Raw genomic sequence first — 20,341 nt, 5'->3', positions numbered from 1 at the left:
GCCGCCGCTGCCGCCGCCGATACAGATATAATCAAAATGAGTCGCCATTACTTTCTCCAAAAGCTTATTAATTTTGTCTGACAACAACTACATTGGGGTGGTGGGTGATGAACTCAACATCCCGACATGAATTGTTACCTGCCCAAGTTTGTTGAAGTCACTTGGGCAGGATCCGTTGTCCCTATCATAAATCGAGTCTAGTAATTTCCTAAATGGGAAAAAGTGACATTGCTTATGACAAATAGCGATGAAAGGGTACTAAAGCGGAATAAAGCGAGTATTTGGGAATGCAAAATGAACGAAAAATCAAAAAAAACGCAACGATGAAATCGTTGCGTTTAAAAGCCTAAAGAGCAGAGGTATTTACTCTGGAACTATCCAGTCGACTTTCCAGTGTCCCGTTGCTGGTGCGATCGCTTCTTGCAGGAATGGCAGAATTTCTTTCATCTGGCTTTCCAGTTTCCACGGTGGGTTAATCACGATCATGCCGGATGCGGTCATGCCACGCTCATTGGTGTCTGGTGATACGCCAAGTTCGATTTGCAAGATCTTACGGATGCCAAGACCTTCTAAACCTTCAATCATGTCTTCGATGTCGCAACGGTTTACCACTGGGTACCAAATGGCGTAAATGCCCGTCGCCCAACGTTTGTGGCTTTGGTAAATCGCCTGCACCACATCGCGGTACTCTTTGGCCAGCTCGTAGGGTGGGTCAATCAACACCAAACCACGACGCTCTTGCGGTGGCAGACTGCCTTTCAGACGCTTAAAACCATCTTCTTTGTAGATGCTTACTTGGCGATCGCGGTGGAACTCTTGCTCCAGCAACGGGTGATCGGCTGGGTGCAGTTCTGTCAGCACCATGCGGTCTTGAGGGCGGATCTGTGCACGTGCTACGCGTGGTGAGCCTGGGTAGTAACGCAGTTTCTCACCGTTGTTCAACGCTTTGATTGAATCGATGTAGCTGGCGATGTCTTCTGGAATGTTTGGATTATCCCAAATACGCGCGATGCCTTGTTTGTATTCACCTGTTTTTTCAGACCATTCGTGAGTCAGATCGTAGCGTCCCACACCCGAGTGGGTATCGTGATAAACAAATGGTGTCTCTTTTTGTTTCAGCGCATCAAGAATGAGGCTTTGAACGATGTGTTTTACCACGTCAGCATGGTTGCCAGCGTGGAAGCTATGGCGGTAACTTAACAAATTAAACTCTCGAAACACTCTTTGAGTGAGTGTGGTCTGTGATTTTCGATTTATGGAGGTATTATACTCAAGTAACTCGAATATGTAGAACTTCCGTTCAATTCAACGTAAATGAAACACCGTTGGTGCGGGAGTAGCATTGAAATTTCATTATGCTACCCATATTTAGTTACTTGTAACGATACTAAAACGCGTTGTGTTTGAGTGACATATTCTCTTATGACATGACGAAATCTATAAGACTCAAGGACAGAGTAAGCGCTCTTTGACCCATTTGGTCATCGCGGCATAGAAAAAGGGAACGGAGATCCCCCCATCCATGTTGTTGACTTGCCTGTGCATTGAGTTGGCCGATCTCTATAAATATAGATAGGCAATTACAGAGCCAAAACACAAAAGGAATTATTCATGTCTAATCCACTTCTTACGTTTACGGATCTTCCTCCGTTTTCGCAAATCAAACCAGAACACATTAAACCTGCAGTGGAGCAGGCGATTGCAGATTGCCGTACCAAAGTTGATGAGGTACTCAAAGGCAACGCAAATCCAACTTGGGCAAGTGTGATTGCGCCGATTGAAGAAGCAGATGATCGCTTGAACCGCATTTGGTCACCAGTGGGTCACATGAACTCAGTCGTGAACAGTGAAGCGCTACGTGAAGCGTACGAAAGCTGCCTACCAATTCTGTCTGAGTATGGTACTTGGGTTGGTCAGCACAAAGGCTTGTACGAAGCGTATAAAGCGATCAAAGCGAGCGACGACTTTGCCTCTCTTACTCGCGCAGAGCAAAAAACCATTACTGATGCGTTACGTGACTTTGAATTGTCGGGTATTGGTTTGCCAGCTGATGAGCAGCATCGCTACGGTGAAATCAGCAAGCGCATGTCTGAGCTGAGCTCAAAATTCTCCAATAATGTGCTAGATGCGACCATGGGGTGGACGAAGCACATTACTGATGAAAAAGAGTTGGCGGGTATGCCTGAATCGGCTCTAGCAGCAGCAAAAGCGGCGGCAGAAGCAAAAGAGCTCGATGGCTACCTAATCACGCTGGATATCCCATCTTACCTGCCAGTCATGACCTACTGTGACAACCAAGACCTACGTAAAGAAGTGTACGAAGCGTATGTGACTCGTGCGTCTGATCGTGGTCCAAACGCAGGCAAATGGGACAACTCAGAAATCATCACTGAGCAGCTAAAACTGCGTCATGAAATCGCGCGCATGCTAGGCTTTAACACCTTCAGCGAAAAGTCATTGGCGACCAAAATGGCAGAGAGTCCAGCGCAAGTGCTTGGTTTCTTGAACGATCTTGCTACTAAAGCGAAGCCACAAGGTGAGCGTGAAATCGAAGAGCTACGCCAGTTTGCTAACGCTGAGTTTGGTGTTAGCGAGCTAAACGTATGGGACATCGCGTACTACAGCGAGAAGCAAAAGCAGCACTTGTTCCAAATTTCGGATGAAGAGCTACGTCCGTATTTCCCTGAATCAAAAGCCGTTAGTGGGCTATTTGAAGTGCTAAACCGCGTGTTTGGTATGAAAGTAGAAGAACGCTCAGACGTGGATACATGGCACGAATCAGTACGCTTCTTCGATATCTTTGATGCAGAAGGCGCACTGCGCGGCAGCTTCTACCTCGATCTTTACGCACGTGAACACAAACGTGGCGGCGCGTGGATGGATGACTGTCGTGGTCGTCGCGTGACGCTATCAGGTGAGCTACAAACGCCAGTGGCGTACCTAACGTGTAACTTCAACCGTCCAGTGGGCGACAAGCCAGCACTGTTCACGCATGATGAAGTGGTCACGTTGTTCCACGAGTTTGGTCACGGTATCCACCACATGCTGACGCAAGTAGAAACAGGCGCAGTATCTGGCATCAACGGCGTGCCTTGGGATGCCGTTGAGCTGCCAAGTCAGTTCCTAGAAAACTGGTGTTGGGAAGAAGATGCACTTGCGTTCATCTCTGGTCACTACCAAACCGGTGAACCATTACCAAAAGCGATGCTAGATAAAATGCTAGCAGCGAAGAACTTCCAGTCGGCGATGGGCATCCTACGTCAGCTCGAGTTCGGTTTGTTCGACTTCACTCTGCACACTGAATACGATCCAGAAGTGGGGGCTCGTGTGCTTGAAACCTTGGCAGAAGTGAAAGAGAAAGTGGCGGTTGTACCAGCCGTTGAGTGGGCGCGTTTCTCTCACAGCTTTGGTCATATCTTTGCTGGTGGTTACAGTGCAGGTTACTACAGCTACCTATGGGCAGAGGTGTTGTCTTCAGATGCGTTCTCTCGCTTTGAAGAAGAAGGCATCTTCAACAAAGAAACCGGTCTAAGTTTCTTGAACAACATCCTAGAAATGGGTGGCAGTGAAGAACCAATGGAGCTATTTAAGCGCTTCCGTGGTCGTGAGCCAGAAATCGATGCGCTACTGCGCCATTCTGGTATCGCAGCGTAATCTCGATTGAGAATGAAAATGGGCAGCCACGTGGCTGCCCATTTTTTGTTCTTGGATTCAGTGTTTTATGGATTTACGTTGCGATTGATCGGGTTTTGCAACGAAATCAGGGTCTCGGTGGATTGCACTTCGTCGATCGCTTGCAGTTTATCAATTAAGACAAATTGCAGCTCTTCAATCGACCGGCACATCAGCTTGACGAAAATATTGTATGCGCCGGTAGTGTAGTAAGCTTCGACCACTTCATCGAGCGCATTGAGTTTTTCTAGCGCCGAATGATAGTCGCGCGCGGCATTGAGGTTGATGCCGATAAAGCAGCATACGTCATAGCCGAGCTTTTTGGTGTTGACGATCACCTCTGTCCCTTCGATGATGTCGGCTGCTTTCATCTTCTCGATGCGAACGTGGATGGTTGCCGGGCTAACATCAAATTGTTTTGCCATTTCCGCATACGGCGTTCGAGCGTCGGCCATTAAAGTCTTAAGAATTGCGCGGTCGAGATCGTCCAGTTTAGGCAAGCTGACATTCATACAAATTGTTCCATAAGGATGAGAGACAAAGGTCATTCTATACGCATCGACGGAACTTCGTACAGTCACGCTTGTTTGTTAAGAGCATGACCGGGTGAAATCAATTTGGCGGAACCTAGCATCTATAGGTTATTTGGGTATACACTCAGCGGCAGTTAAACCGATTTTACTGGAGCCTCCTTTTGCAACTGCAATTGATTTGTGAAGACCCATCTCAACAGTCTCACCTTGATGAACTCGCTGCGCGTTGGCAGCTTTCTCACACTGATGATAGTGATTTTGCCTTAGTCCTAACGACTGAGCGTTTAGAGTTGCGTAAAGTGGACGAGCCAAAACTAGGTGCGATTTTTGTTGATTTGATTGGTGGCGCAGTGGGGCATCGCCGTAAGTTCGGTGGTGGTAAAGGGCAAGCCATCGCAAAGGCGGCGGGTTTGAATAAGGGCGCAACCCCAACCGTGTTGGATGGTACAGCGGGTTTGGGTCGTGATGCCTTTGTATTGGCCTCTTTGGGCTGTAAGGTGCAGATGGTTGAACGTCATCCTGTCGTAGCCGCATTGCTTGATGATGGTTTGGCGCGCGCGAAGCAAGATCCAGAAATCGGTACTTGGGTATCAGAACGCATGTCGCTGATCCACGCTTCTAGCCATGATGCGCTAGAGCAGCTCGCACAAGATAAAGCATTTGTGCAGCCAGATGTGGTCTACCTTGATCCGATGTACCCACACCCAGAAAACAAAAAGAAATCAGCCCTAGTGAAGAAAGAGATGCGCGTATTCCAATCTTTAGTGGGTGCCGATCTTGATGCTGATGGCTTGTTAGCGCCAGCAATGGCACTGGCAAGTAAGCGTGTTGTGGTCAAGCGACCGGACTATGCTGGCTGGCTTAATGAGCAAAAACCAAGTATGGCGATCGAAACCAAAAAGAACCGTTTCGATGTGTATGTTAAGGCATCGATGGCCTAAGTTATCTAACTGTCTGACGCTTAAATACATCTCATCACAGCGTTCAATTTGGGCGCTGTGAGACTCTCTTCGTTTCATCACTTTTCTCACCGTTTTCACTTGCTAATTATACATACTGACTGTATATCTAATTAATAATCATTATTATTACACTTTGTGTGATGCGATCGATAATTGGGACGTTGGAGAAGTAGTATGGCTAAACGTTTATGTAAGATGAACCGCAAGCAGATTGCTGAGAGTTTGGGTGATATTCACCGTCTCGTCGTCGCGCCTAAGTTTGTTTGTCGCTCTTGTGCGCGTTCTTCTGCATCGAAAGACACGTTATGCAAGCCTGCTGCGATTCCTCCTCAAAAGTGCCAAGACAAGTTGCTGTCCGAGCAACAGGCTTGTGGTTTGTTGGCGGAAGCACTGCCAACCCCATCACTCACTCAAGACACATCAATCATCATGACTTCTGATCAAAGCGCAGAGAAAGCGGCGATTGTGAAGCGTGTGGTGGAACGAGTGAAAGAGAAAAAGCTGGCAGCGAAAGTCGCTGCCGTTACATCAGCAATCAAGCTCGATGCGCCAGCTATGTTTGATTTGTCAGATAAGAAAGCGCTGAAGAAGGCGAAGAAAGCGGTTAAGAAACACTACAAGCAGCAGAAAAAGTTGCTTAAATTAGCTAAAAAACAGCAAAAGTTACTTAAACGTCAGCGAAAATTGGAAGCGCGCAACGCCAAACTAGAGGTGCTGTTACCAACATCACCAAACACTTTGATGAGCGATAAACGGCAAACACCCATGCATTAAAACTCGCGTTCACCTTCTTAGCGACAGGTTTTAAAAAAACGCGCCCCTGATGAGAGGGCGTGTTTTTTATTATAGGGTTATTTGTTGGCGTAACTCATCTCGACATGCTTTTTCACCCAAGTCTCGTTAATCCACAGCGACAGCATGATGATCGCCCCGCCAATCGCTAGTCGCATTACATCAACATCGCGGTTCCAGATCACGATGTTCACAATCAGGCCTGCAGGAACCAATGCATTGTTCATCACTGCTAGCGCACCTGCGTTGACCATGGTTGCGCCTTTGTTCCACGCAAAGTAACCAAAGCCTGATGCGATTAAGCCGAGGTAAGTCAGAATGCCCCATTGCGTTGCCGTGGTTGGCATCTTGTCTAAGTTGCCCATTAAAGCAAACGCAATGGTCGCCACGCATAATGCGCCGAGGTAGAAATAACCAAACACCGTGTGCTGAGGTAGCTCAACCGATTCGGTTTCCATGATGTATTTGTAGCCGACCTGACCGATGGCAAAACACAGATTTGCCCCTTGTACGACCAAAAAGCCCATCAAAAAGTGCTCATTGATACTTGCAAATTTAATCCACGCAGCACCTGCGACGGCAATCATTGCTGTGACCAAATACCAGGGTGAAAAGCGTCCTTTTAGGAAGTCATAAATCAAAGTGACGTAAATAGGGGTGAACACTGTAAACAGCAATACTTCTGGTACAGAGAGGAGCAGAAAAGACTGGTAGTAGAAGCAGTACATCAAGCCGAGCTGGAAGCCACCGACAATCATCAATTTCACGATCAGGGATTTGCTTACGCCACGGAATTTTAAGAAAGGAATGAAAACGACGCTTGCCAGTGCAACGCGCATCAGCACGGAGAACCAGGAGTCAACCTGACCGGCAAGGTAAACGCCGATCAGGCTAAATGAGAATGCCCAAAGTAGGGTGACTGCAGAGAGATAAGCCATGGATGAGAATCTTTATCAACAACAAAAGTTGCCCGCAGTCTAACCAAGTTTTATTGCTGCGCCAATTAATCTTTCAGCGGTACGACCAGCATATCGATAGGGGAGCAGTTAATCAGTTGGCGCGTTGAAGATAGAATCTTGCTCCAGAAGTCTTGATGGTGGCCACATACCACTAAGTCGATGTTGTATTCATTAATAGTATCGCACAATTCATTGTTAAGGTCGCCGCTACCCACAAGCGTATGTGTGATAGGGTATTCCGCGTATTCTTCAAAATTGGCGAGTTGAGTTCGTGACGCTTCCATCGCTTGATGTTGGGCTTCTGCCATGTTGATGTCGATAAGCCCAGTGTAGAGTTCGGCGTAATTCACATCGATATGAATGAAAGAGACTTTCGCATCCAGAGGTTTAGCCAGCGACACGGCTTTATTGATCAACACTTTACTGTCGTCAGATAGGTCGACGGCTACAAGTATGTGTTTGTAACTCATATTGCACTCTCCTTGATGGGATAAAATATCCAAGTAACTTCGAACGAAAACCAGTATCAAGGCTTTGAATCCTACATCTTGATGTCACTTGGGCATAGTTTCAGATTAGCACTAAGTCCCAGAAAATTTTGCTGAAGTGATCTCATATCATTATTTTTGGCACAAACCTTTGCCATAGTAATCATGTTATAGTGGCGTTATACGCATGCATATAAATAGGAGTTAACATGCTGTCTCAAACTATGGTTGCACAATTGAATGAGCAAATTAATCTAGAATTTTTCTCATCCAATCTATACTTACAAATGAGTGCTTGGTGTGAAGACAAAGGATTTGAAGGTGCGGCTGAACTTTTGCGCGCTCACGCAGTAGAAGAGATGGAGCACATGCAACGTCTGTTCACCTATGTCAGTGAAACTGGCTCAATGCCAATTCTGGGGGCGATTGAAGCACCAAAGCATGATTTTGCCAGCCTAGGTGATGTTTTCCGTGAAACTTACGAGCATGAGAAAATGATCACCGGAAAAATCAATAAGTTGGCGCATGGTGCTTTTACAAGCCAAGATTACTCGACGTTTAACTTCCTACAGTGGTACGTGGCTGAACAGCACGAAGAAGAGAAGTTGTTTAAAGGGATTTTAGACAAGATAGAACTGGTTGGTGAAGATGGTAAGGCTCTGTTCTTTATCGACAAAGATCTAGCACAAATGGCAAAAGAAGGTTCATCTTCAATCATGGATGCTCCTGCTGGATAAAGCGTTCTGAGCGCAGGAGACAGCGGGTAAAGGACGAAGCAGTCGTCTTTTTCTTTTGAGCATCATTGAAGGTGTAGGGAGGAAAGATGATCAGTGGAGACACAATCTTATTTGCGCTAATGGTAGTAACGGGCGTCAACATGGTCCGGTATCTCACCGCTCTTCGTTCTCTAATTCACATTATGCGTGAAGCGCATCCTTTGCTTTATCAGCAAGTGGATGGTAATGGGTTCTTCACCACTCACGGAAATGTGACTAAGCAGGTGCGTTTGTTTCACTACATTAAGAGTAAAGAGTATCATCATCATCATGATGAACTGTTTACCGGTAAATGTGAGAGAGTACGTGAACTGTTCGTACTCTCGACGGTTTTACTTGGTGTCACCCTGTTAGCGGCCTTTATTCTTTAGGTCTAAAAGCGGCACTTGGAATTTAAGCGCTTTTCCCATTAGAATAGCGTTTATCGAAAGCAAGGATGTGCATTTAGCACATCCTTTTTTATTTTGTATAGCAGGGCATAAGAGCTACCCGATGAGTAAGAAATTTGATGTTGTTGTAATTGGTGCAGGTGCTGCGGGTTTGATGTGTGCCGCAGAAGCGGGCAAACGAGGCCGCAGTGTACTCGTGCTGGATCATGCCAAAAAGCCGGGACGTAAAATCCTCATCTCTGGTGGTGGGCGCTGTAACTTTACCAACTATGATGTCTCAGCGAGCAACTACTTGTGCCAAAACCCACATTTTGTGAAATCGGCCCTGTCCCAATACACCAACTGGGATTTCATCTCAATGGTCAGCAAGTATGGAATTGAGTTTGAAGAGCGCGATCACGGACAGCTATTCTGTGTTGATGCGTTTACGGCAAAAGACATCGTAAAGATGCTGTTGGCAGAGTGCGACATGCCAAACGTCCAGCAGCGTTACCACTGTGACGTGCACTCAATCGAAAAAACCGATGCGGGTTTCCGTTTATACGCAGGAACAGACATCATTGAGTGTGAGTCTCTGGTGGTCGCTACGGGCGGGTTATCAATGCCAAAGTTGGGCGCAACACCATTTGGTTACAAGATTGCCGAGCAGTTTGAGATCCCGGTGATCACGACAACAGCAGGTCTGGTGCCTTTCACTTTGCATAAAGAAGACAAAGAAGATTTCGCTGAGTTATCGGGCATTGCGATCCCGGCCGAAATCACCGCGCAAGATGGCACCATGTTCAAAGAAGCCTTGCTGTTTACGCATCGTGGTTTGTCTGGTCCATCCGTTCTACAGATTTCATCGTTCTGGAAAGCAGGTCAGAAGGTGATAATTAACCTCGTGCCAAATGACGACGTGGCTGAATTATTAGAATATAGCCGCGAAAATCACCCAAACCAGTCTCTTAAGAATACCCTCGCCAAAGTGCTGCCAAAGCGCTTGGTGGAAGTACTGGTTGAACGTAAAGAGCTGGCAGACAAGCCACTTAAGCAATTTAATCCAAAAGAGATGGCTGCCATTGTTGAGCGTCTAGAAAACTGGACCGTGGCACCAAATGGTACCGAAGGCTACCGTACGGCCGAAGTTACTTTAGGTGGTGTCGATACTGATCATCTGTCATCAAAAACCATGGAATGTATAAACATCAAAGGCTTGTACTTTATCGGCGAAGTGATGGACGTGACCGGTTGGCTTGGTGGCTACAATTTCCAATGGTGCTGGTCGAGTGGTTTTGTGGCAGGTCAGTGGGCGTAATACCGAATGAGCGTCACCAAGTTGGGTAGAGCTTTATCTCGATTCTGCCCAATTTGGAACTTAAAAAATTAAATGTTCGCTTGGGAGTGCCCTCTAATGAAATACGCGGTGTTTGCACAGGAGATTGCTTATTTTTGAGAGAGAGCCAGAGGCAGAGTCCACGTCAATAGTGCCATTTAGGTGGACTCAGTTGCATTGAAAAATGATAAAGCCGAGCTTTTGCTATCAACTTGGCTCAGATATTTGCGAAGCTTTACTCCAGCGAACTTGCTGAATCACCAAACCGCTGATGATCAGCACAAGACCAATCAAAGTGGATGGATGGATCTCTTCGCCGATGATTGTCGCAAGTAAGGCGAGAGAGATAAACGGCGATGCAAAAATCAGGTTACTGATACGCGCCGTATTCTCGGTCAATTTGAGCGCAGTAAGCCACAGCACAAACGTCACCCCCATTTCAAACAGGCCGACATAAGTCACCGCAGCCCAACCTTTGGCAGAAATCTGGCTCCAACTTGCCCCCTCATAGAGGCTCAAGCCAATCGCAAGAGGAATCGCAACTAAGAAGCCCAGTAGTACGCCCACCACAGGGTCTGCTTTGTTTTTGGTGTTGAGAATCCAGTAACTTGCCCAAAGCAGGGTTGAAAGCAGAGCTAACCCCACCCCAAGCGGGCTTTCGAATTCCATTCCCAATACATTGCCTTTGGTGGCAATCACAATCACGCCTAAGTAACTAAAACCGCAGGCAATCCAATCTTTGCCACGGATTTTTTGCCCCAAGAAAACGGCCGCCATGAGCGTCAGTGTGATCGCCCAACTGTAGTTGATTGCTTGAGCTTGAGAGGCGGGCAGAAGAGCGTAAGCTTTAAATAAGATTAGGTAGTATGCAAGTGGGTTAATCAAACCAAGCAGTAAGTAATACCAAGGGTTAGAAAGAAAAGTGGTACTGAGTTGGTTGAGCTTGCCTTGCACACCACACACCATCGTTAGGGCAATGGCGGATACGATGCTCGCCATGGTGAGCATCTGAATCGGTGTGAATTCCGCCAAAGTCAATTTAAATGCGGTTGCTACTGTTGACCAAAGTAATACCGCGGAAAGCCCAAATCCTAGGGCGCGACGCTCGTTCATGATGCCTCTATGTAATGATGATGTACTGCTCGTTGTCGAAAATATGAACAGGAGTGAGTATGTTGTACAGAAACTCGAGGGCATGATGACCTCTCGGGTGAAATATAACCGTTTGAGGTTAACCTCATCTAGTGTATGCGAGGAGTTTTCATTCAACAAACTGGACATTTATCCAGTATGAAAATACCATTGTTAAAGATAAAAAACACAGGCTAACTCACTATTATGCAATGGATTCTTGAGTACCAATCTCTCATTTTCTCTTCTCTTTTTGCCGCGACGGTTAGCGGCGTGACGGTGGGTTGGTGGGTCAAACAACATTTTGCCACGCAAACTCAGCTGCTTGAACAGCAATTACATTCGGAAAAACAGTTTCATCACCAACAACTTGAGCAAGTGAAGCAAAGTTTGTCCGATGCGCAGCAAGAATTAGATGAGCTTGATGATGAACGCGATAAAGCGGCCTTCGAGGTGCGTCAAACGCACGGAAAATTGATGGCGGCGATGGAAAAACTGCGCTATTTCGAAGCGGTAAAACAAGAGCGTCAGCAGTATTTTGATGAGCTAGGGCTGATGCGTGAGCACAAGTCGCGTCTTGAAACTCAGCTTGGTGAGCAGCAAGCGCGGCACGAACAAATCAATCAAGCCAATGCGGAAAAACTGCAAATTTTGGAACACGCAGAGTCGCGTTTAAAGCAACAATTTGAACACTTAGCGAATCAGTTGTTCGAAGAGAAAACCGCCAAAGTCGATATGCAAAACCGTCAGAGTCTGGAAGGTTTGCTTTCTCCACTGAAAGAGCAGTTGGAAGGGTTCAAAAAACAAGTTAACGACAGCTTTAGCCAAGAAGCCAAAGAGCGTCATACGTTGGTGCATGAGTTGAAGAACCTGCAACGCTTGAACGAACACATGACCCGAGAAGCGGTCAACCTAACCCAAGCCTTGAAAGGTGACAACAAGCAGCAAGGCAACTGGGGTGAGGTCGTTCTGGCTCGCGTGTTAGCGGAATCTGGCTTGCGCGAAGGGCACGAATACCAAACTCAGGTGAGCTTGCAAAACGAAGCGGGCAAACGCTATCAACCGGATGTGATTGTTCATTTACCGCAGAACAAGCAAGTGGTGGTCGATTCGAAAATGGCGCTGGTGGCGTACGAGCGCTATTTTAATGCAGAGAGCGATATTCAACGTGGGCAGGCGTTGAGCGAACACCTTGCCGCGCTGCGTTCACACATCAAAGGCTTAAGCCTTAAGGATTATCATCAATTAAAAGGCATCCAGAGCCTAGATTACGTACTGATGTTTATTCCGGTTGAGCCTGCATTCCAAGTCGCGATTCAAGCTGATCCGAGTTTGGTAAAAGACGCGATGGAACAAAACATCATTTTGGTTAGCCCGACAACTTTGCTGGTGGCACTGCGCACGATTGATAACTTGTGGCGTAACGAGCGCCAAAACGAAAATGCCCAATTGATTGCGGAGCGTGCGGCTAAACTGTACGACAAATTGCGCCTGTTTATTGATGATATGGAGGGGTTAGGCGGCGCGCTTGATAAAGCCAATCAAACTTACCAAGGGGCGATGAATAAGCTCGCTACGGGGCGTGGCAACGTGATCCGCCAAGCGGAAAGCTTTAAGCAACTTGGTGTTGAGGTAAAACGTCCTATTTCTCCTGATCTTGCCCAGTTGGCGCAGAGTGAGTCATTTTCGGAAAATGCTTCTTTAGTAGAAAGACATCCGGCTGAGGATAAAGTAAACTAATCGACCGCAGTGCAGTGGGCGACCATATTAATTAGCAAACGCCCCGAAGTGAGAAAGTGCTGCCGAAGAGGAATCAGAATGACGGACACAAGCGTGCAATCAAATACAGCGTTAGATAATGACACTACCCACTTTGGTTTTACCACAGTGGCAAAAGAAGAAAAAGTGACCAAAGTTGCCGAAGTTTTCCACTCAGTGGCAGCGAAATACGACATCATGAACGATCTGATGTCAGGTGGTATCCACCGTCTTTGGAAGCGTTTCACTATTGATTGCAGTGGCGCTCGTCCAGGCCAGCGTATTCTAGACTTAGGTGGTGGTACGGGTGACCTAACCGCGAAATTCTCGCGTATTGTAGGTGACCAAGGCCATGTGATCCTAGCGGACATTAACAACTCGATGCTGAACGTCGGTCGTGACAAGCTACGCGACAACGGCATTGTGGGTAACGTGCATTACGTACAAGCGAACGCAGAAGAACTGCCATTCCCTGACGATTACTTTGATGTGATCACGATCAGTTTCTGTCTACGTAACGTAACTGACAAAGACAAAGCACTGCGCTCTATGTTCCGCGTATTGAAGCCAGGCGGTCGTCTGTTAGTGCTTGAGTTCTCAAAACCAATCCTAGACCCATTGTCAAAAGTGTATGACGCGTACTCTTTCCACCTGTTGCCAAAAATGGGTGAGTTGGTGGCGAACGATGCAGACAGCTACCGTTACTTAGCAGAATCGATCCGCATGCACCCAGATCAAGATACGCTGGAAGGCATGATGATCGAGGCGGGCTTTGAAAACACCAAATACTACAACCTAACGGGTGGTATTGTGGCGTTACACCGCGGCTACAAATTCTAAGGATAAGCGGCATGCCATTTGAACCTCTTATCACGGCGGTTATTGAAACAACGCTGAACACCTTGATTAAAGACGATCCAGAACTGGGTCGTCGTTTGTCACGTCTGAAAGGTCAGGTGATTCAAATCCATCTGAAAGAAATCAATAAGACGCTGACGTTTATCTTCAGCCAGCAAATCGATGTACTTGGCAATTACGAGGGGCAACCAGATTGTTATTTGTCGCTGAATCTCAGCGTACTGCCTGAACTGCGCGATCAAGCCAACATCACTCGCCTGATCAAACAAGATAAACTTGAGTTAGAAGGCGATATCCAATTGGCACAGAAATTCTCTCAATTGATGGTGGATTGCAAACCAGATATCGAAGAATGGCTGTCTCGCGTGACGGGTGATGTCGTAGCTCACACCTTTGTGCAAGGCACCAAAAACGTCGGCGGTTTCTTTGCTTCTCAAGCAGAAAAACACCAACGCCACCTAGCTCAAGTGGTGACGGAAGAGTGGAAATTGGCGCCAGCACCGCTGGAAATCGCCCACTTCTGTGACCAAGTGGATGACGTTCGCAGTCAAGCTTCTCGTGTTGAAGCGCGCCTAAACGCACTACTAAACAAATTCGATTCGGATAAGCCTGCGCTGGAGAACTCATGACGCCAGCAGAAATAAAGCGCTTATACCAGATCATTAAAGTCCAGCTGGAATACGGCTTGGATGAGTTGTTACCTGAGCATCAACTGACCAAAGCGCCGCTATTGATGCGCAAAAGCCTATTCTGGATTAAGAACCAACACCCAGAAAAACCGTTGGGCGAGCGTCTTCGTCTTGCCTTACAAGAGCTTGGTCCGGTTTGGATTAAGTTTGGTCAGATGATGTCGACCCGCCGTGACCTTTTCCCTCCACATATCGCTGATCCACTTGCGCTTTTGCAAGACCAAGTCGCGCCATTTGATGGGCAGTTAGCGAAGGAGCAAATGGAGTTGGCACTGGGGGGGCCGTTAGATACGTGGTTTACTGATTTTGATATTAAGCCACTGGCGTCGGCGTCGATTGCTCAGGTGCATACTGCACGCCTAAAAGATACTCACCAAGAAGTGGTATTAAAGGTCATCCGTCCAGATATTCGTCCGGTGATTGATTCCGATCTAAAGCTGATGCATCGCATGGCGCGTATAGTCGCCAGAGCAATGCCCGAAACTCGTCGCTTAAAGCCCGTTGAAGTGGTGCGTGAATACGAAAAAACGCTGTTGGATGAGCTTGATTTACGTCGTGAAGCCGCCAATGCGATCCAACTGCATCGCAATTTTGAGGGCAGTGAAGAACTGTACGTACCAGAAGTTTTTCCTGACTTCAGTAATGAAACGGTCATGGTTTCTGAGCGAATATATGGTATTCAGGTCTCTGATATTGAAGGCTTGAAGGCGAATGGTACGAATATGAAGTTGCTCGCGGAACGCGGCGTGAGTGTGTTTTTCACTCAGGTGTTCCGAGATAGCTTTTTTCATGCCGACATGCACCCGGGCAACGTGTTTGTTAAACCCGAGCATCCAGAGAATCCAATGTGGATTGGGCTAGATTGCGGGATTGTTGGTACACTTAATAGTGAAGACAAACGCTATTTGGCGGAAAACTTCCTCGCCTTCTTTAATCGTGACTACCGTCGCGTGGCAGAATTGCACGTTGACTCGGGGTGGGTTCCGGCGGATACCAACGTCGACGAATTTGAATTTGCGATTCGCATTGTGTGTGAGCCAATTTTCGCTAAACCACTGTGTGAAATCTCTTTCGGTCACGTACTGTTGAACCTGTTCAACACCGCGCGTCGATTCAATATGGAAGTGCAGCCGCAACTTGTATTGCTACAAAAAACGCTGTTGTATGTGGAAGGCCTTGGTCGTCAGTTGTACCCGCAACTTGATTTGTGGGAGACCGCGAAACCTTTCCTTGAAGAGTGGATGATGAACCAGGTGGGGCCACAAGCTTTGGTGAATGCCATCAAAGATCGTGCGCCATTTTGGGCAGAGAAACTACCGGAACTGCCAGAGCTGCTTTACGATAGCCTCAAACAAGGTAAAGCCATGAATCAACGCATGGATCAGCTTTACCAAGGTTACCGTCAGAGTAAGCGTCAGCAGGCGACAGGAAAGTTTTTATTTGGTGTTGGAGCCACTTTAGTCGTATGCTCGGCAATATTAGTGGATCACGCTTATGAACAGTTATCGGTCGCTAGCGGCATCGCTGGTGTCACATTTTGGCTGCTTAGTTGGCGAGCTTATCGTCGTTAGACGTTAAACTCTTAAAATAAATTTGTTTAAAGACCCGAGGTAAAAAGAATGGGTGGTATCAGTGTTTGGCAACTTCTAATCATTGCTGTAATTGTTGTATTGCTATTCGGAACTAAGAAACTACGTGGTATCGGTGGCGATCTAGGTGGTGCCGTTAAGGGCTTCAAGAAAGCAATGAGCGAAGATGACTCTGCGAAGAAAGAAGAAAAAGACGCAGACTTCGAGCCAAAAAGTTTAGAAAAACAGCAGCAAAAAGAAGCTGCACCTGAAACGAAAAAAGACAAAGAGCAGGCGTAATAAGTGTTTGATATCGGTTTTTGGGAACTGGTATTAATATCTGTCGTTGGTCTGGTTGTTCTTGGACCGGAGCGTTTGCCTCATGCTATTCGTAGTGTTTCTCGTTTTGTCGGTGCTGCTAAGAGCATGGCAAACAGCGTGAAAGACGAACTGTCACATGAGCTGAAGGTCCAAGAGCTGCAAGAAAATTTGCGCAAAGCAGAGCAAATGGGGATGGAAGATCTGTCTCCGGAGCTTAAATCTTCGGTCGATGAACTGAAGAAAGCGGCGCAATCTGTAAACCGCCCTTACGCAGAGCCAACCAAATCAGACGCAGAGCCAACGAAACACGAGGCAAGTGCGACTGAAACCGTTGAGAAAGCGGAAGAGATCAAGGTTACAGCGGCAGATAAAAAAGCCGAATAGTCTCAGTAGGAGGAGCTACACAAGATGGTAGCTCCTTTTTGATCAGCTTTATAAAAGAGGTTTGCCATGTCTACCGTCGAGCAGACACAACCTTTAATTAGTCATTTGCTAGAACTCCGTAACCGACTATTGCGTGCCATCTTGGCAGTGTTGGTGGTGTTCGTCGGGCTAATTTATTTTTCTAACCACATCTATGAGTTTGTCTCAGCCCCATTGGTTGAACGACTGCCAGAGGGTGCAACTATGATTGCAACGGATGTGGCTTCGCCGTTTTTTACACCATTGAAGCTGACGTTAATTGCTTCGGTGTTTATTGCGGTGCCGTTTATCTTGTACCAAGTATGGGCCTTTGTTGCGCCAGGTTTGTACAAGCATGAACGTCGATTGATCATGCCACTGTTATTTTCTAGTTCATTGTTGTTCTACTGTGGTGTGGCGTTTGCTTACTTTGTGGTATTCCCACTGGTGTTTGGCTTCTTTACTGCTATCTCGCTAGGTGGCGTAGAGTTCGCAACCGATATATCGAGTTACCTCGACTTTGTACTCGCGCTGTTCATGGCATTTGGTATCGCGTTTGAAGTCCCTGTGGCAATTATCTTGCTATGTTGGACCGGCGCAACGACACCGCAAGACTTAAGAGAAAAGCGTCCATACATCATTGTGGGTGCGTTTGTGTTCGGTATGTTGCTTACCCCACCGGATATTATCTCTCAAACCTTGCTAGCCATTCCGATGTGTTTGCTATTTGAAGTCGGTTTGTTCTTTGCTCGCTTTTACACTCGCAAAGATGAAGAGGCAGAAGTGGAAGAGTAATCCATTCCAGAATGTAAAAAAGCGGCTTATCGAAGCCGCTTTTTTGATCGCTTGGTGCTCTTATACCGTTATAAGCGAAAGAGCGCGGTCGCATTTTGAGTCGTGATGCGATCAATCTCTTCTACCGTTGAGTTGGTCAACTCAGCGACACGAGCGGCAACCAATGATGTGTATGCTGGCTCGTTGCGTTTACCACGATGCGGCACGGGTGCTAAGTAAGGGCAATCCGTTTCTAGAATGACCCAGTTCATATCTAGATGTGGAATGATTTTGTCCATACCGCCGTTTTTAAAGGTTGATACGCCACCCAAACCTAAATGGAAACCAAGTTCATTAATCGCTTGCGCCTCTTCTATACTGCCACCAAAACAGTGGAATACGCCGCGCAAGCGACCATCTTGTTCTTGGCGCAGCAGAGTGAGCGTTTCTTCGATGGAATCGCGGGTATGAATGACCACGGGTAAATCCATCTCTTTTGCCCAGTTCAACTGAGTGACAAACGCCATCTCTTGCTCAGCGCGGAAGGTTTTATCCCAGTACAGGTCGATGCCAATTTCACCCACTGCAATGAACGAATGTTTGCCGAACCAACCACGGATTATTTCAAGTGTATGTTCGACATTGCCGTCAACGTAACACGGGTGCAGCCCCATCATCGAGTGACAAACCTCAGGATAAACCGCTTCAGTTTTCAGCATGGGTTCGATAGATTCTAGATCGATGTTCGGCAGCAGGATTTTATTAATGCCTTGTTCTAAGGCGCGTTTCACTACGTCATCGCGGTCGTTATCAAATTCACTAGCGTAAATGTGAGCATGGGTATCGATCATCGTCAGTCTCTATGGTTCATCGTTGAGTGGGATTGATGAGAATTATACTTGAGTGTGAGTGCTGGGTCATTTTCAGTTTTTTTCACCGCCTTTTTGTACATTGCTACTCGCAAGGTGGAACAACAGTGATATGATTTTGCCCACTAGATGATGTGATCATCCTAACCGTCCAGACAAGGAGAAAATGGTGTCTGTATCAATTCAAGGTCCATTCCCTGCGCGCCGTATGCGTCGTATGCGTAAGCACGATTTTAGTCGTCGTCTGATGGCTGAGAACCAAATTTCAGTAAACGATCTGATTTACCCAATGTTCATTCTGATGGGTAAAGATCGTCGTGAAAGTGTGGCATCGATGCCGGGTGTAGAGCGTTTATCGATAGATTTAATGCTAGAAGAAGCCCACTACTTAGCCAAACTAGGTGTGCCAGCCATTGCGCTTTTCCCTGTTGTAAACCAAGACGCGAAAAGTTTATGCGCTGCGGAAGCATACAACCCTGAAGGTTTGGTTCAGCGTGCAGTACGCGAATTGAAAGAGCACGTACCTCAAATGGGGGTGATCACCGATGTGGCACTGGACCCATTTACGACTCATGGCCAAGACGGCATCATTGATGAAAATGGCTACGTGATGAATGATGAAACGACAGAAGTACTGGTCAAACAAGCGCTTTCTCATGCAGAAGCGGGCGCAGACGTCGTGGCGCCATCAGATATGATGGATGGCCGAATCGGTAAAATTCGTGAAGCTTTAGAGCAAGCGGGTCATATTCACACCCAAATCATGGCTTACTCTGCGAAGTATGCCTCAAACTACTACGGTCCATTCCGTGATGCCGTCGGTTCGGCGTCGAACCTAAAAGGTGGCAACAAGAAAAATTACCAAATGGATCCGGCGAACAGCGATGAGGCGCTACACGAAGTGGCACTCGACATCAATGAAGGTGCGGATATGGTGATGGTGAAGCCTGGTATGCCTTACCTTGATGTGGTTCGCCGTGTGAAGACAGAACTACAAGTACCAACGTTTGCTTACCAAGTCTCTGGTGAATACGCGATGCACAAAGCTGCAATTATGAACGGTTGGTTAAAAGAGCGCGAAACCGTAATGGAATCTCTGCTTTGCTTCAAACGTGCTGGTGCAGATGGCATCCTAACTTACTTTGCTAAAGATGTCGCAGAGTGGTTGGCACAAGAAAATGGGCAGGCGGCTCAGCACCTAAATATGACTCAAGAAGCGTCAGAAGAGTAATTATCGCTCAATGAGAAAAGCCTGAGTAGCAACAGTTGTCGGCCTGCATGCGCCCAAGTAACCTCAGTCATAAGTACATGACCTGATGTTACTTGGGCACTTTTATTTCTGGAGAGTAGAACAATGACAATGCTGATTCGTGAAGGCACGCTGGAAGAGGCGCTCCAAGTCGTAGCACGTGTAACTGAGTTTGCACGTGGTGAAACGGTTGAATCCATGGCAGCACGCCTTGGTGATAAAAAGAGTTTAATCTTAGTCGCTGAGAAAGCGGGTGCGATCCTTGGTTTTAAAATCGGCTATGAATTTGATGATTACACGTTTTATAGCTGGTTTGGTGGAGTAGCACCAGAAGCGCGCAATGAAGGCGTAGCGCAAATGCTGTTAGAGGCTCAAGAAGAGTGGGTCGCAGAACAGGGTTATAAGATGCTAAAAGTGAAATCACGTAATCAATTCTCAGCGATGCTACGTTTACTGCTAAGAAATGACTACATTATTGAAAAGTTTGAAGAAAAACCAAATCTTCGCGAATCTCGAATTTATTTCATTAAAGCGCTGTAAAAAAATAAATGAGATTTTTTCTCATTTGCACGTTGACAGTTAAATGATAATCATTATTATCAATGGTGTTTTAGGGAATGAGGAAAAGTCACAAGGACGTTGAATTACTGATTAACAAAAGTTGATAAACCGAGTGTTGAGAAGGTAATGAAACATTTTTCCAGAACTTGCACGAATTCTTTTTGACACGACATTGCTCACATTGCTTCCAGTGTAATTTATAGCTTTTGGGTTTAGCGATCGTCTTCATTAAGTTGGCTTTACCATTTTTGCTAGGCGACCCTAATCTGGGTCGC

General features: G+C 46.7%; 21 protein-coding genes. 15 read left to right on the top strand and 6 right to left on the bottom strand.

Annotated features, from left to right (window positions below; genetic code table 11):
- Positions 1 to 363 precede the first annotated feature (363 nt).
- Positions 364 to 1,203, bottom strand: coding sequence for a 23S rRNA (adenine(2030)-N(6))-methyltransferase RlmJ (locus tag ACVA54_RS10570; protein WP_099079121.1), 840 nt, complete (start codon positions 1,201 to 1,203; stop codon positions 364 to 366).
- Positions 1,204 to 1,611: 408 nt separating this feature from the next.
- Between ACVA54_RS10570 and prlC the strand changes: the two genes are divergently transcribed.
- Positions 1,612 to 3,654 carry an oligopeptidase A gene (gene prlC / locus ACVA54_RS10565; RefSeq protein WP_099079122.1) on the top strand — a complete coding sequence of 681 codons (2,043 nt, stop codon included), beginning with the start codon at positions 1,612 to 1,614 and terminating at the stop codon, positions 3,652 to 3,654.
- Positions 3,655 to 3,719: 65 nt separating this feature from the next.
- Here the strand turns inward: prlC and asnC are convergent, their stop codons facing one another.
- A complete protein-coding gene (gene asnC / locus ACVA54_RS10560; protein WP_099079123.1) occupies positions 3,720 to 4,184 on the bottom strand; it encodes a transcriptional regulator AsnC in 465 nt (154 codons plus the stop codon).
- 182 nt (positions 4,185 to 4,366) lie between these two features.
- On the opposite strand from asnC, the gene ACVA54_RS10555 reads away from it, so the two are divergent.
- Together ACVA54_RS10555 and ACVA54_RS10550 are read left to right on the top strand one after the other, a co-directional pair.
- Positions 4,367 to 5,146 (top strand): class I SAM-dependent methyltransferase, encoded by a 780-nt coding sequence (locus ACVA54_RS10555; RefSeq protein ID WP_119464490.1) that lies wholly within the window; start codon positions 4,367 to 4,369, stop codon positions 5,144 to 5,146.
- A 195-nt stretch (positions 5,147 to 5,341) separates the two neighbouring features.
- Positions 5,342 to 5,941, top strand: coding sequence for a hypothetical protein (locus ACVA54_RS10550; RefSeq protein WP_119464491.1), 600 nt, complete (start codon positions 5,342 to 5,344; stop codon positions 5,939 to 5,941).
- Between the two features lie 77 nt (positions 5,942 to 6,018).
- Here the strand turns inward: ACVA54_RS10550 and ACVA54_RS10545 are convergent, their stop codons facing one another.
- Together ACVA54_RS10545 and uspA are read right to left on the bottom strand one after the other, a co-directional pair.
- The gene (locus tag ACVA54_RS10545; RefSeq protein WP_099079126.1) at positions 6,019 to 6,897 is read right to left on the bottom strand and encodes a carboxylate/amino acid/amine transporter; all 879 of its coding nucleotides are present in this window, start codon (positions 6,895 to 6,897) and stop codon (positions 6,019 to 6,021) included.
- Between the two features lie 65 nt (positions 6,898 to 6,962).
- On the bottom strand, positions 6,963 to 7,388 hold the full coding sequence (gene uspA, locus ACVA54_RS10540; RefSeq protein ID WP_099079127.1) for a universal stress protein UspA: 426 nt from the start codon (positions 7,386 to 7,388) through the stop codon (positions 6,963 to 6,965).
- Positions 7,389 to 7,615: 227 nt separating this feature from the next.
- On the opposite strand from uspA, the gene ftnA reads away from it, so the two are divergent.
- The 3 genes from ftnA to ACVA54_RS10525 all read left to right on the top strand — a co-directional run bounded on the left by ftnA (position 7,616) and on the right by ACVA54_RS10525 (position 9,868).
- On the top strand, positions 7,616 to 8,143 hold the full coding sequence (gene ftnA, locus ACVA54_RS10535; RefSeq protein WP_099079128.1) for a non-heme ferritin: 528 nt from the start codon (positions 7,616 to 7,618) through the stop codon (positions 8,141 to 8,143).
- An 86-nt stretch (positions 8,144 to 8,229) separates the two neighbouring features.
- Positions 8,230 to 8,553 carry a universal stress protein UspB gene (gene uspB, locus ACVA54_RS10530; protein WP_099079129.1) on the top strand — a complete coding sequence of 108 codons (324 nt, stop codon included), beginning with the start codon at positions 8,230 to 8,232 and terminating at the stop codon, positions 8,551 to 8,553.
- 121 nt (positions 8,554 to 8,674) lie between these two features.
- Positions 8,675 to 9,868, top strand: a complete 1,194-nt coding sequence (locus ACVA54_RS10525) for an NAD(P)/FAD-dependent oxidoreductase (protein WP_099079130.1) — start codon at positions 8,675 to 8,677, stop codon at positions 9,866 to 9,868.
- A gap of 225 nt (positions 9,869 to 10,093) precedes the next feature.
- On the opposite strand, the gene ACVA54_RS10520 is transcribed toward ACVA54_RS10525, so the two are convergent.
- Entirely contained in the window at positions 10,094 to 10,999 is a 906-nt protein-coding gene (locus ACVA54_RS10520) for a DMT family transporter (RefSeq protein WP_446580945.1), read from the bottom strand.
- A gap of 225 nt (positions 11,000 to 11,224) precedes the next feature.
- Here ACVA54_RS10520 and rmuC point away from each other — a divergent pair, with 225 nt between their 5' ends.
- From rmuC to tatC, 7 genes are all read left to right on the top strand, one after another.
- Positions 11,225 to 12,757 carry a DNA recombination protein RmuC gene (gene rmuC, locus ACVA54_RS10515; RefSeq protein ID WP_099079132.1) on the top strand — a complete coding sequence of 511 codons (1,533 nt, stop codon included), beginning with the start codon at positions 11,225 to 11,227 and terminating at the stop codon, positions 12,755 to 12,757.
- 78 nt (positions 12,758 to 12,835) lie between these two features.
- A complete protein-coding gene (ubiE, locus tag ACVA54_RS10510; RefSeq protein WP_099079133.1) occupies positions 12,836 to 13,615 on the top strand; it encodes a bifunctional demethylmenaquinone methyltransferase/2-methoxy-6-polyprenyl-1,4-benzoquinol methylase UbiE in 780 nt (259 codons plus the stop codon).
- 11 nt (positions 13,616 to 13,626) lie between these two features.
- Complete coding sequence (locus tag ACVA54_RS10505) at positions 13,627 to 14,262, top strand: ubiquinone biosynthesis accessory factor UbiJ (RefSeq protein WP_005448553.1); 636 nt, start codon at positions 13,627 to 13,629, stop codon at positions 14,260 to 14,262.
- A complete protein-coding gene (gene ubiB / locus ACVA54_RS10500; protein WP_446649600.1) occupies positions 14,259 to 15,893 on the top strand; it encodes a ubiquinone biosynthesis regulatory protein kinase UbiB in 1,635 nt (544 codons plus the stop codon). The genes ACVA54_RS10505 and ubiB overlap by 4 nt, the downstream gene beginning before the upstream one ends.
- A gap of 48 nt (positions 15,894 to 15,941) precedes the next feature.
- On the top strand, positions 15,942 to 16,190 hold the full coding sequence (gene tatA, locus ACVA54_RS10495) for a Sec-independent protein translocase subunit TatA (protein ID WP_099079135.1): 249 nt from the start codon (positions 15,942 to 15,944) through the stop codon (positions 16,188 to 16,190).
- Positions 16,191 to 16,193: 3 nt separating this feature from the next.
- Positions 16,194 to 16,595 (top strand): Sec-independent protein translocase protein TatB, encoded by a 402-nt coding sequence (tatB, locus tag ACVA54_RS10490; RefSeq protein ID WP_099079136.1) that lies wholly within the window; start codon positions 16,194 to 16,196, stop codon positions 16,593 to 16,595.
- A gap of 66 nt (positions 16,596 to 16,661) precedes the next feature.
- Positions 16,662 to 17,408, top strand: a complete 747-nt coding sequence (tatC, locus tag ACVA54_RS10485) for a twin-arginine translocase subunit TatC (RefSeq protein ID WP_099079137.1) — start codon at positions 16,662 to 16,664, stop codon at positions 17,406 to 17,408.
- 68 nt (positions 17,409 to 17,476) lie between these two features.
- Here the strand turns inward: tatC and ACVA54_RS10480 are convergent, their stop codons facing one another.
- Positions 17,477 to 18,238, bottom strand: coding sequence for a TatD family hydrolase (locus ACVA54_RS10480; protein ID WP_446640854.1), 762 nt, complete (start codon positions 18,236 to 18,238; stop codon positions 17,477 to 17,479).
- Between the two features lie 187 nt (positions 18,239 to 18,425).
- Here ACVA54_RS10480 and hemB point away from each other — a divergent pair, with 187 nt between their 5' ends.
- Both hemB and ACVA54_RS10470 read left to right on the top strand, forming a co-directional pair.
- Complete coding sequence (gene hemB / locus ACVA54_RS10475; protein ID WP_099079232.1) at positions 18,426 to 19,487, top strand: porphobilinogen synthase; 1,062 nt, start codon at positions 18,426 to 18,428, stop codon at positions 19,485 to 19,487.
- Between the two features lie 123 nt (positions 19,488 to 19,610).
- Positions 19,611 to 20,045: a GNAT family N-acetyltransferase gene (locus ACVA54_RS10470; RefSeq protein ID WP_172438104.1), complete on the top strand. Its 435-nt coding sequence runs from the start codon at positions 19,611 to 19,613 to the stop codon at positions 20,043 to 20,045.
- Positions 20,046 to 20,341: the final 296 nt, after the last annotated feature.

The organism is Vibrio sp. PNB23_22_6 (assembly GCF_052877535.1).
This window is presented reverse-complemented; position numbering and strand designations above follow the sequence as displayed.

Excerpts from the sequence above, each read along its gene's own strand:
- ACVA54_RS10520 (WP_446580945.1), bottom strand. The coding sequence starts at position 10,999 with ATGAACGAGCGTCGCGCCCTAGGATTTGGGCTTTCCGCGGTATTACTT.
- tatA (WP_099079135.1), top strand. The coding sequence starts at position 15,942 with ATGGGTGGTATCAGTGTTTGGCAACTTCTAATCATTGCTGTAATTGTT.
- tatC (WP_099079137.1), top strand. The coding sequence starts at position 16,662 with ATGTCTACCGTCGAGCAGACACAACCTTTAATTAGTCATTTGCTAGAA.
- ACVA54_RS10525 (WP_099079130.1), top strand. The coding sequence starts at position 8,675 with ATGAGTAAGAAATTTGATGTTGTTGTAATTGGTGCAGGTGCTGCGGGT.
- ubiE (WP_099079133.1), top strand. The coding sequence starts at position 12,836 with ATGACGGACACAAGCGTGCAATCAAATACAGCGTTAGATAATGACACT.
- uspB (WP_099079129.1), top strand. The coding sequence starts at position 8,230 with ATGATCAGTGGAGACACAATCTTATTTGCGCTAATGGTAGTAACGGGC.
- ACVA54_RS10480 (WP_446640854.1), bottom strand. The coding sequence starts at position 18,238 with ATGATCGATACCCATGCTCACATTTACGCTAGTGAATTTGATAACGAC.
- ACVA54_RS10505 (WP_005448553.1), top strand. The coding sequence starts at position 13,627 with ATGCCATTTGAACCTCTTATCACGGCGGTTATTGAAACAACGCTGAAC.
- asnC (WP_099079123.1), bottom strand. The coding sequence starts at position 4,184 with ATGAATGTCAGCTTGCCTAAACTGGACGATCTCGACCGCGCAATTCTT.
- ACVA54_RS10470 (WP_172438104.1), top strand. The coding sequence starts at position 19,611 with ATGACAATGCTGATTCGTGAAGGCACGCTGGAAGAGGCGCTCCAAGTC.
- ACVA54_RS10545 (WP_099079126.1), bottom strand. The coding sequence starts at position 6,897 with ATGGCTTATCTCTCTGCAGTCACCCTACTTTGGGCATTCTCATTTAGC.
- ACVA54_RS10550 (WP_119464491.1), top strand. The coding sequence starts at position 5,342 with ATGGCTAAACGTTTATGTAAGATGAACCGCAAGCAGATTGCTGAGAGT.
- uspA (WP_099079127.1), bottom strand. The coding sequence starts at position 7,388 with ATGAGTTACAAACACATACTTGTAGCCGTCGACCTATCTGACGACAGT.
- ubiB (WP_446649600.1), top strand. The coding sequence starts at position 14,259 with ATGACGCCAGCAGAAATAAAGCGCTTATACCAGATCATTAAAGTCCAG.
- prlC (WP_099079122.1), top strand. The coding sequence starts at position 1,612 with ATGTCTAATCCACTTCTTACGTTTACGGATCTTCCTCCGTTTTCGCAA.
- rmuC (WP_099079132.1), top strand. The coding sequence starts at position 11,225 with ATGCAATGGATTCTTGAGTACCAATCTCTCATTTTCTCTTCTCTTTTT.
- ftnA (WP_099079128.1), top strand. The coding sequence starts at position 7,616 with ATGCTGTCTCAAACTATGGTTGCACAATTGAATGAGCAAATTAATCTA.